This is a genomic window from Veillonella sp. CHU732, from assembly GCF_003992085.1.
In the GTDB taxonomy this organism is placed as follows: Bacteria; Bacillota; Negativicutes; order Veillonellales; family Veillonellaceae; genus F0422.
Genome location: NZ_RQVC01000021.1, coordinates 21,820 through 30,108, shown reverse-complemented (window position 1 = coordinate 30,108; position 8,289 = coordinate 21,820). Strand labels below are relative to the sequence as shown.

The window sequence follows — 8,289 nt, the reverse complement described above, 5'->3', positions numbered from 1 at the left end:
ATGCCTGGTGATAACATCACTATGAACATCGAGCTTATCACTCCAATCGCTATTGAAGAAGGTTTACGTTTCGCGATCCGCGAAGGTGGCCATACAGTAGGCGCTGGTGTTGTTACAGCTATCGAAGCATAATCTGACTGAAAGATTATCTATATAAACCGTGCAATCGAGGAGCGGCAAACCTGCCGCTCTTAGGTTGTGTATAAACTATGATATAGAAGGTTGCCCTTGCGAGGGAGAATTTCTATGGAGCAGTTCATTCTGGAAATGGACGAAGGGAGATATATAACAATGGCAAAACAACAAAAAATCCGTATTCGCTTGAAAGCATATGATCACAAAGCATTGGATCAAAGTGCTCAACGTATTGTAGACGTTGCAAAACGCAATGGCGCGTTGGTTTCTGGACCAATTCCATTGCCTACAGAAAAAAACATTTTCACGATTCTTCGTTCTCCACATGTTAACAAAGACTCTCGTGAACAATTCGAAATGCGTACACATAAACGCTTAGTAGAAATTATTGAACCAAATTCGAAAACAGTAGATGCAATCACTCGCCTTGATTTGCCAGCTGGTGTATCTATTGAAATAAAATTATAAGAAATAAGGAGGTGCGATTATGTCTAAAGCTATTTTGGGTAAAAAGTTAGGAATGACTCAAGTCTTCACAACTGAAGGCAAACTAGTTCCTGTCACTGTAGTGGAAACTACACCTAGCGTAGTAGTGCAAGTAAAAACTGTTGAATCCGACGGTTACAATGCAGTACAGCTTGGTTACGGTTCCATTAAAGAAAAACATTTAACTAAACCTGTAAAAGGCCAGTTCGATAAAGCCGGCGTTGCGCCAGTTAAATATCTTCGTGAACTTCGCCTTGCTGAAGCAACTGATTACACAGTGGGCCAAACTCTGGCAGCTGATATCTTCGCAGAAGGTGAGCTAGTAGATGTTGTGGGTACAGGTAAAGGTAAAGGTTTCGCTGGTACAATTAAGCGTCATAACTTTAGCCGTGGTCCTGAAACTCATGGTTCCAAATCTCATCGTGAACCAGGTTCCATCGGTCCAATGATCTCCGGTGGCGGCGGTAAAGTATTTAAAGGTAAAAAACTTCCTGGACAAATGGGTGGTGGCAGAGTTACTGTACAACGTCTATCTGTTGTAAAAGTTGATACTGAACGTAACCTTTTATTAATCAAAGGTGGCATCCCTGGTGCTAAAGGTAGCCTAGTGATGGTTCGCAACACAGTAAAACCTGTTAAATAACTAATTGTCGAAAGGAGGATACATAATGCCAACAGTAACTAAATACAACATGTCCGGCGCTAAAGTCGGCGAAATCCAGTTGAATGATGCAGTATTCGGTGTTGAAGTAAACGCTGCTGTTATGCATCAAGCCGTAGTTCGTCAATTGTCTAACGAACGACTTGGTACACATGCAACTAAAACTCGAGGAGAAGTACGCGGTGGCGGTAAAAAACCTTGGAGACAAAAAGGTACAGGCCGTGCTCGTGCTGGTTCTAGCCGTTCCCCAATTTGGGTAGGTGGTGGTATCACTTTTGGTCCACAACCACGTAGCTACTATAAAGCTATGCCTCGTAAAGCTAGACGCTTAGCAGTTAAATCTGCATTATCTGATAAAGTAAATCACAGCGAATTGTTCGTAATCGACGAATTGAAATTAGCCGCACCAAAAACTAAAGATGTATTAAACATCCTTAACAACTTCAAAGTTGGTGACGCAAAAGTTCTTTTCATCACTGATGGTGATGTAAATGTGGAATTGTCCGCTCGTAACATTCAAGGTGTTAAAGCGCTTCCATACACGAACATCAATATCTTCGATTTATTGCACCACGACAAACTCTTCATCGCTGAAGGTGCTATTGCAAAAATTGAGGAGGTGCTTGGATAATGAACAAATTTGATGTATTAATTCGTCCAATCATTACAGAAAAAACAACTTTGTTAATGCAAGAAAACAAATACACTTTCCAAGTTCCTTTGACTGCGAACAAAGTAGAAATCCGTAAAGCTGTTGAATCTATCTTCAACGTAAAAGTAGAAAAAGTAGCCACTATCCGTGTATTAGGAAAAACTAAACGCATGGGTCGCACAATGGGTAAACGTAGCGATTACAAAAAAGCTATCGTAACTCTTAAAGCGGGCGAAACTATTGAATTATTTGAAGGTGTATAAGAGTCTAGTAAGGAGGCCCAATAATGGCAATTAAATCATTTAAACCGTACTCCGCTGGTCGTCGGTTTATGACAGTGTCTGCCTTTACTGAAATTACAGCAAGCAAACCTGAAAAATCCTTGCTCGCAAAAGTAACTTCTAAAGGTGGTCGTAATAACACTGGTAAAATGACAGTACGTCATCAAGGTGGCGGTCATAAACGTCAATACCGTATTATTGACTTCAAACGTACTAAAGATAATATCCCAGCTCGCGTAGCTACAATCGAATACGATCCTAACCGTAGTGCTCGTATCGCATTGTTAAACTATGCAGATGGCGAAAAACGTTATATCATTGCTCCACATGGTCTTAAAGTGGGTGATGTAGTTTACTCCGGTCCTGAATCCGATATTAAACCAGGTAACGCGTTACCATTGGCTAATATCCCATTGGGTACTCAAGTACACAACATCGAAATGAAAATCGGTAAAGGCGGACAAATCGTTCGTTCTGCTGGTACTTCCGCTCAATTAATGGCGAAAGAAGGCAACTACGCATTACTTCGTTTACCATCTGGTGAACTTCGTCGTGTACGTGTAGAATGCCGTGCTACAGTAGGTGTTGTATCTAACATTGACCATGAAAATATCACTATTGGTAAAGCTGGTCGTCAACGTTGGAAAGGCATTCGTCCTGGCAACCGCGGTGTTACAATGAACCCTTGTGACCATCCACATGGTGGTGGTGAAGGTAAATCTCCAGTTGGTCGTAAACATCCTGTTACACCTTGGGGTAAACCAGCTCATGGCGTTAAAACTCGCGACAAGAAAAAAGCTTCTAGCAAGTTAATCGTTAAACGTCGTACAAAATAGGATATAGGAAGGAGATATAACAGTGTCCAGATCAATTAAAAAAGGCCCTTTTGTTGCAGAATCTCTTCTGAAAAAAATTGATGCCTTAAATGAAACTAATGATAAAAAAGTAGTAAAAACCTGGTCCCGTGCATCTACTATTTTCCCACAATTTGTAGGCCATACGATTGCTGTGCATGATGGTCGCAAACATGTACCTGTATTCATTACAGAAGATATGGTAGGTCATAAATTAGGTGAATTCGCTCCTACACGTACTTATAAAGGTCATGGTAAGGACGAAAAAACTACAGGCAGAAAATAGGAGGATTTAACATGGAAGCAAAAGCAATCGCTAGACATATTCGTATTGCGCCTCGTAAAATCCGCATCGTTGCAGATTTAGTGCGCGGTAAAAACATCGGCGAAGCATTTGCCATCTTGAAGTTTACTCCGAAAGTTGGCGCCGATGTAGTAACTAAAGTTTTGACATCTGCTATCGCAAATGCAGAACACAATTTTGACATGAATGTAGAAAATCTTTATGTGTCTGAGATCTTCGTTGATCAAGGTCCAACAATGAAACGCATTCATCCTCGTTCCCGTGGACAGGCTTTCAAAATTTTGAAACGTTCTAGCCACGTAACAGTAGTTGTTAAAGAAAGAGCTTAATCGAAGGAGGGAAACAGAGTGGGTCAAAAAGTAAATCCACATGGCTTGCGTGTTGGTATCGTAAAAGATTGGGACGCAAAATGGTATGCTGATAAAGATTTCGCATCTAACCTTCATGAAGACGTAAAAATTCGTACCTTCTTGAAGAAAACACTTTTCATTGCTGGTATTTCCCGCATTGAAATTGAGCGTACAAACAAACGTATTAAAGTAACTATCCACACTGCTAAACCAGGTATGGTTATCGGTAAAGGTGGACAAGGTATAGAAGATATCCGTAAAGAATTGAAACGTTTTACAGATAAACAAATCGATGTAAACATTGCTGAAATTAAACAAGTAGATATGGAAGCTCAACTTGTTGCTGAAAGTATTGCTAGCCAATTGGAACGCCGTGTAAGCTTCCGTCGTGCAATGAAACAAGCAGTAGGTCGCACTATGCGTTTAGGCGCTAACGGTATCAAAGTAATGGTATCCGGTCGTCTTGGCGGTGCAGAGATCGCTCGTAGCGAATCTTACCGTGAAGGTTCCATTCCACTTCACACACTTCGTGCAAATATCGATTATGCAACAGCAGAAGCACATACAACATATGGTTGCATCGGTATTAAAGTATGGATCTACAAAGGTGAAGTTTTGCCAGAAGCTAAACAAACATCTAAAAAGGAAGAAGGTGACAACTAATGCTAATTCCAAAGCGCGTAAAACATCGTAAACAATTCCGCGGTCGTATGAAAGGCCGTGCAATGCGTGGTAACAAAGTTGCTCATGGTGATTTCGGTTTAGTAGCATTAGAGCCATCTTGGATCACAAACCGTCAAATCGAAGCAGCCCGTATTGCTATGACACGTTACATTAAACGTGGTGGTAAAGTTTGGATTAAAATTTTCCCTGATAAACCAATCACTGCAAAACCAGCAGGCGTTCGTATGGGTTCCGGTAAAGGTTCTCCAGAAAAATGGGTAGCAGTAGTTCGCCCAGGACGTGTAATGTTTGAAATGAACGGCGTACCAGAAGTTGTGGCTCGTGAAGCTATGCGTCTTGCAAGCCATAAACTTCCAATCAAAACGAAGTTCGTTGTTAAGGGTAAAGAATTGGGTGGTGACGTAAATGAAGGTTAATGACATTCGCAATTTGAGCGCTGCCGAGTTGAACACTAAAGTTTCCGAATTGAAAGAAGAGTTGTTTAACCTACGTTTTCAACTCGCTACTGGTCAATTAGAAAATCCAATGCGTATCCGTGAAGTTAAAAAAACTATCGCTCGTATCAAAACTGTACAACGAGAAGAAGAAATTAAAGGTAACGCATAATAACAAATTTTGTTTGGATTGAATAGGAGGCTTAAAGTCGTGGCAGAAGTAAGAAATGTACGAAAAGCACGTGTAGGTAAAGTTGTAAGCAACAAAATGGATAAAACAGTTGTTGTACAAATCGATCGTAAAGTACCTCACGAATTATATAGCAAGCCAATGGTAACAAGCAAACGTTTTAAAGCTCATGATGAAAATAACGAATGCTTAGTTGGCGATATCGTAAAAATCGTAGAAACTCGTCCATTATCTAAAGATAAACGTTGGAGAGTTGTAGAAATTATTGAAAGACAAAAATAATCAGTGATGTAAGGAGGAAAAGTCATGATCCAGCAACAAACAATTTTGAATGTTGCCGATAACACTGGTGCGAAACGCATTATGTGCATCCAAGTGATGGGCGGTTCTTACCGTAAATTTGGCAATATTGGTGACGTAATCGTTGCTTCTGTAAAAGATGCATCACCCGGTGGCGTTGTCAAGAAAGGCGACGTTGTAAAAGCCGTTATTGTTCGTTCTAAAAAAGGTATCCGTCGTCAAGATGGTTCCTATATCCGTTTCGATGAGAACGCTGCTGTAGTTATTAAAGACGACAAAAGCCCTCGCGGAACTCGTATTTTCGGACCTGTAGCAAGAGAACTTCGTGAAAAAGACTTCATGAAAATTATCTCCCTTGCTCCAGAAGTGTTATAAGAAGGAGGAGCTCAACATGTCCCAAAAACTACATGTTAAAAAAGGTGATACAGTTGTTGTTATCTCCGGCAAGGAAAAAGGTAAACAAGGCGAAATCATCGCTGTTGATATCAAAAAAGAACGAGTAACTGTAAAAGGTCTTAACCTAGTTAAACGTCATACAAAACCTAGCCAAGCGAACCCTCAAGGTGGCATCATTGAAAAAGAAGGTACAATCCATGTATCCAACGTAATGGTGTTAGATCCTGAACAAAAAGTACCAACTCGTACTAAAAAAGTTGAGGAAAATGGTTCTTTAGTTCGTGTAGCTGTTAAAAGTGGCGCTAAACTTTAATTGATAAGGAAAGGAGGTCTTTTACAAAATGTCTCGTTTACAAGAAAAATATACTTCTGAAATTAAGAAGGCTTTACAAGAGAAATTCCAATATGGCAACGTAATGGAAATTCCTAAATTAGAAAAAATCGTAATCAATATCGGCGTAGGCGATGCTGTTGGTAACTCCAAAGCATTAGACGCAGCTGTTAAAGATTTAGAAATTATCGCTGGTCAAAAACCAGTCGTAACTCGCGCGAAAAAATCCATTGCGAACTTCAAAGTTCGTGAAGGTATGCCTCTTGGCACAAAAGTAACTCTTCGTGGCGAACGCATGTATGAATTCCTCGATAAATTGATTAATGCGGCATTGCCTCGCGTGCGTGACTTCCGTGGTATCAGCGCTAAAGCGTTTGATGGTCGTGGTAACTATGCATTAGGCCTAAAAGAGCAATTAATCTTCCCTGAAATCGAATACGATCAAGTAGAACGAGTAACAGGTATGGATATTATCTTCGTAACAACAGCTAACACTGACGAAGAAGCTCGTGAATTATTGGCACAATTCGGCATGCCTTTTGAAAAATAATTAGGAGGAAACGATAGATGGCTAAAAAATCTATGATCGAACGTGAGAAAAAACGTGCACGTATCGTTGCAAAATATGCAGCAAAACGCGAAGCGTTAAAAGCAGCAGGCGATTATGAAGGTTTATCCAAATTACCTGCCAACGCATCCCCAACACGCTTGCACAACCGTTGCAACTTAACAGGTCGTCCTCATGGTTATATGCGTAAATTCGGTATTAGCCGTATTGCGTTCCGTGAATTGGCGTACAAAGGACAAATCCCTGGCGTGAAAAAAGCTAGTTGGTAATAGGATAACGAGAGGAGGTTTTTAGAAGATGGTAATGACAGATCCGATTGCGGATATGCTGACTCGCATCCGTAATGCAAACTCTGCACTTCATGAAACAGTTGAAATCCCTGCTTCTAAAATGAAGGCTGCTGTTTTAGCTATCCTTAAAGACGAAGGTTTTGTTAAGGAAGTTGAAACAATTGAAAATGAAAAACATGCTACTTTAAAAGTAACATTGAAATATGGTTCTAATAATGAAAAAGTAATTACCGGTATTAAACGTATCTCTAAACCAGGCCTACGTGTATACGCGAAAAAGGAAGAACTTCCTCGCGTTTTAGGTGGTTTAGGTATCGCAGTTATTTCTACATCTAAAGGCATTATGAGCGACAAACAAGCTCGTAAAGAAGGTTTAGGTGGCGAAGTAATCGCTTACGTTTGGTAATCATAGCAATAGGAGGTAGAAAGAATGTCACGTGTCGGTAGAATGCCTATCGAGATCCCAGCTGGCGTAACGGTAACTCAAAACGAGCATACGTTAACAGTTAAGGGTGCAAAAGGTGAATTAACTCGTACTTTCCATCCGGATATTAACATTGCTGTTGAAGAAAATGTAATCACAGTAACTCGTCCTAGCGATGGAAAAGAACACCGTTCTTTACACGGTTTAACTCGTGCTCTTGTTGCTAACATGGTAACAGGCGTACATGAAGGCTTTACTAAAACTTTAGAAATCAATGGCGTTGGTTACAGAGCGGCTAAGCAAGGTAATAAACTTGCTTTAACATTGGGCTTCTCCCATCCAGTAGAGATGGAAGCTCCTGCTGGTATTACAATCGATGTCCCAGCTCCTAATAAAATCGTTGTTTCTGGTGCTGACAAAGAAGTTGTTGGTGCAGTAGCAGCTGATATTCGTAAATGGAGAAAACCAGAACCTTACAAAGGTAAAGGTATTCGTTACGAAGGCGAAGTTGTTCGTCGTAAAGCAGGTAAAGCTGGCGCTAAAGGTAAGTAATAACAGTTTACATTAGAAAGGAGTGGACATCTTGGCAGGAACATCCAAACGCAAAATTGCTCGTGCAAAACGTCATTTACGTTTACGTCGTCACATTTCTGGTACGGCTGCACGTCCTCGCTTGAACGTATTCCGTTCTTTAAGCAATATTTATGCTCAAGTCATTGATGACGTAGCTGGCAAAACATTAGTATCTGCTAGCTCTCAAGATAAAGAATTAAATCTTTCCTACGGCGGTAACGTAGCTGCTGCTAAAGCAGTTGGTGAAGCTGTTGCGAAAAAAGCAATTGCTGCAGGTATCGATACAGTAGTATTCGACCGCGGTGGTTACATTTATCATGGTCGTGTAGCAGCCCTTGCAGAAGGCGCTCGTGAAGCAGGCTTAAAATTCTAAGAA

The 8,289-nt window shown here is 40.6% G+C and carries 18 protein-coding genes and 1 pseudogene; all 19 read left to right on the top strand.

Translation table 11 applies throughout. From position 1 onward, the window contains the following. Positions 1–132: pseudogene (gene tuf / locus EO121_RS08215) on the top strand (elongation factor Tu); the annotation flags it as partial. 159 nt (positions 133–291) lie between these two features. Next, complete coding sequence (rpsJ, locus tag EO121_RS08210; protein WP_009353924.1) at positions 292–603, top strand: 30S ribosomal protein S10; 312 nt, start codon at positions 292–294, stop codon at positions 601–603. Positions 604–622: 19 nt separating this feature from the next. Further along, positions 623–1,264 (top strand): 50S ribosomal protein L3, encoded by a 642-nt coding sequence (rplC, locus tag EO121_RS08205; protein ID WP_009353879.1) that lies wholly within the window; start codon positions 623–625, stop codon positions 1,262–1,264. A 25-nt stretch (positions 1,265–1,289) separates the two neighbouring features. After that, complete coding sequence (gene rplD, locus EO121_RS08200) at positions 1,290–1,913, top strand: 50S ribosomal protein L4 (protein ID WP_127069341.1); 624 nt, start codon at positions 1,290–1,292, stop codon at positions 1,911–1,913. Next, positions 1,913–2,197: a 50S ribosomal protein L23 gene (gene rplW / locus EO121_RS08195; RefSeq protein WP_127160494.1), complete on the top strand. Its 285-nt coding sequence runs from the start codon at positions 1,913–1,915 to the stop codon at positions 2,195–2,197. The genes rplD and rplW overlap by 1 nt, the downstream gene beginning before the upstream one ends. Positions 2,198–2,220: 23 nt before the next feature. Further along, positions 2,221–3,051 (top strand): 50S ribosomal protein L2, encoded by an 831-nt coding sequence (gene rplB, locus EO121_RS08190; RefSeq protein WP_126938379.1) that lies wholly within the window; start codon positions 2,221–2,223, stop codon positions 3,049–3,051. Between the two features lie 22 nt (positions 3,052–3,073). Next, entirely contained in the window at positions 3,074–3,355 is a 282-nt protein-coding gene (rpsS, locus tag EO121_RS08185; protein WP_126938380.1) for a 30S ribosomal protein S19, read from the top strand. Positions 3,356–3,366: 11 nt separating this feature from the next. Then, a complete protein-coding gene (gene rplV, locus EO121_RS08180) occupies positions 3,367–3,702 on the top strand; it encodes a 50S ribosomal protein L22 (RefSeq protein WP_126939415.1) in 336 nt (111 codons plus the stop codon). Between the two features lie 18 nt (positions 3,703–3,720). Further along, positions 3,721–4,386: a 30S ribosomal protein S3 gene (rpsC, locus tag EO121_RS08175; protein WP_009353925.1), complete on the top strand. Its 666-nt coding sequence runs from the start codon at positions 3,721–3,723 to the stop codon at positions 4,384–4,386. Next, positions 4,386–4,823 (top strand): 50S ribosomal protein L16, encoded by a 438-nt coding sequence (gene rplP / locus EO121_RS08170; RefSeq protein ID WP_009353916.1) that lies wholly within the window; start codon positions 4,386–4,388, stop codon positions 4,821–4,823. The genes rpsC and rplP overlap by 1 nt, the downstream gene beginning before the upstream one ends. Next, positions 4,813–5,013, top strand: a complete 201-nt coding sequence (rpmC, locus tag EO121_RS08165; RefSeq protein WP_009353915.1) for a 50S ribosomal protein L29 — start codon at positions 4,813–4,815, stop codon at positions 5,011–5,013. The genes rplP and rpmC overlap by 11 nt, the downstream gene beginning before the upstream one ends. A 39-nt stretch (positions 5,014–5,052) precedes the next feature. Further along, a complete protein-coding gene (gene rpsQ / locus EO121_RS08160) occupies positions 5,053–5,313 on the top strand; it encodes a 30S ribosomal protein S17 (protein ID WP_009353932.1) in 261 nt (86 codons plus the stop codon). 24 nt (positions 5,314–5,337) lie between these two features. Then, entirely contained in the window at positions 5,338–5,706 is a 369-nt protein-coding gene (gene rplN / locus EO121_RS08155) for a 50S ribosomal protein L14 (protein WP_009353930.1), read from the top strand. Between the two features lie 16 nt (positions 5,707–5,722). Further along, positions 5,723–6,040 carry a 50S ribosomal protein L24 gene (gene rplX, locus EO121_RS08150; RefSeq protein ID WP_009353903.1) on the top strand — a complete coding sequence of 106 codons (318 nt, stop codon included), beginning with the start codon at positions 5,723–5,725 and terminating at the stop codon, positions 6,038–6,040. A gap of 28 nt (positions 6,041–6,068) precedes the next feature. Further along, a complete protein-coding gene (gene rplE, locus EO121_RS08145) occupies positions 6,069–6,608 on the top strand; it encodes a 50S ribosomal protein L5 (RefSeq protein WP_009353920.1) in 540 nt (179 codons plus the stop codon). Positions 6,609–6,625: 17 nt separating this feature from the next. After that, complete coding sequence (rpsN, locus tag EO121_RS08140) at positions 6,626–6,895, top strand: 30S ribosomal protein S14 (RefSeq protein WP_126938385.1); 270 nt, start codon at positions 6,626–6,628, stop codon at positions 6,893–6,895. 28 nt (positions 6,896–6,923) lie between these two features. Next, positions 6,924–7,322 carry a 30S ribosomal protein S8 gene (gene rpsH / locus EO121_RS08135; RefSeq protein WP_009353887.1) on the top strand — a complete coding sequence of 133 codons (399 nt, stop codon included), beginning with the start codon at positions 6,924–6,926 and terminating at the stop codon, positions 7,320–7,322. Positions 7,323–7,346: 24 nt separating this feature from the next. Further along, a complete protein-coding gene (gene rplF / locus EO121_RS08130; RefSeq protein WP_127069343.1) occupies positions 7,347–7,892 on the top strand; it encodes a 50S ribosomal protein L6 in 546 nt (181 codons plus the stop codon). Between the two features lie 31 nt (positions 7,893–7,923). Further along, positions 7,924–8,286 (top strand): 50S ribosomal protein L18, encoded by a 363-nt coding sequence (gene rplR / locus EO121_RS08125; protein ID WP_126939411.1) that lies wholly within the window; start codon positions 7,924–7,926, stop codon positions 8,284–8,286. The last annotated feature ends 3 nt before the right edge of the window (positions 8,287–8,289 follow it).

Coding starts and splice junctions, on each gene's coding strand:
- rpsJ (WP_009353924.1), top strand. CDS start 292: ATGGCAAAACAACAAAAAATCCGTATTCGCTTGAAAGCATATGATCAC.
- rplC (WP_009353879.1), top strand. CDS start 623: ATGTCTAAAGCTATTTTGGGTAAAAAGTTAGGAATGACTCAAGTCTTC.
- rplD (WP_127069341.1), top strand. CDS start 1,290: ATGCCAACAGTAACTAAATACAACATGTCCGGCGCTAAAGTCGGCGAA.
- rplW (WP_127160494.1), top strand. CDS start 1,913: ATGAACAAATTTGATGTATTAATTCGTCCAATCATTACAGAAAAAACA.
- rplB (WP_126938379.1), top strand. CDS start 2,221: ATGGCAATTAAATCATTTAAACCGTACTCCGCTGGTCGTCGGTTTATG.
- rplV (WP_126939415.1), top strand. CDS start 3,367: ATGGAAGCAAAAGCAATCGCTAGACATATTCGTATTGCGCCTCGTAAA.
- rplP (WP_009353916.1), top strand. CDS start 4,386: ATGCTAATTCCAAAGCGCGTAAAACATCGTAAACAATTCCGCGGTCGT.
- rpmC (WP_009353915.1), top strand. CDS start 4,813: ATGAAGGTTAATGACATTCGCAATTTGAGCGCTGCCGAGTTGAACACT.
- rplN (WP_009353930.1), top strand. CDS start 5,338: ATGATCCAGCAACAAACAATTTTGAATGTTGCCGATAACACTGGTGCG.
- rplX (WP_009353903.1), top strand. CDS start 5,723: ATGTCCCAAAAACTACATGTTAAAAAAGGTGATACAGTTGTTGTTATC.
- rplE (WP_009353920.1), top strand. CDS start 6,069: ATGTCTCGTTTACAAGAAAAATATACTTCTGAAATTAAGAAGGCTTTA.
- rpsN (WP_126938385.1), top strand. CDS start 6,626: ATGGCTAAAAAATCTATGATCGAACGTGAGAAAAAACGTGCACGTATC.
- rpsH (WP_009353887.1), top strand. CDS start 6,924: ATGGTAATGACAGATCCGATTGCGGATATGCTGACTCGCATCCGTAAT.
- rplF (WP_127069343.1), top strand. CDS start 7,347: ATGTCACGTGTCGGTAGAATGCCTATCGAGATCCCAGCTGGCGTAACG.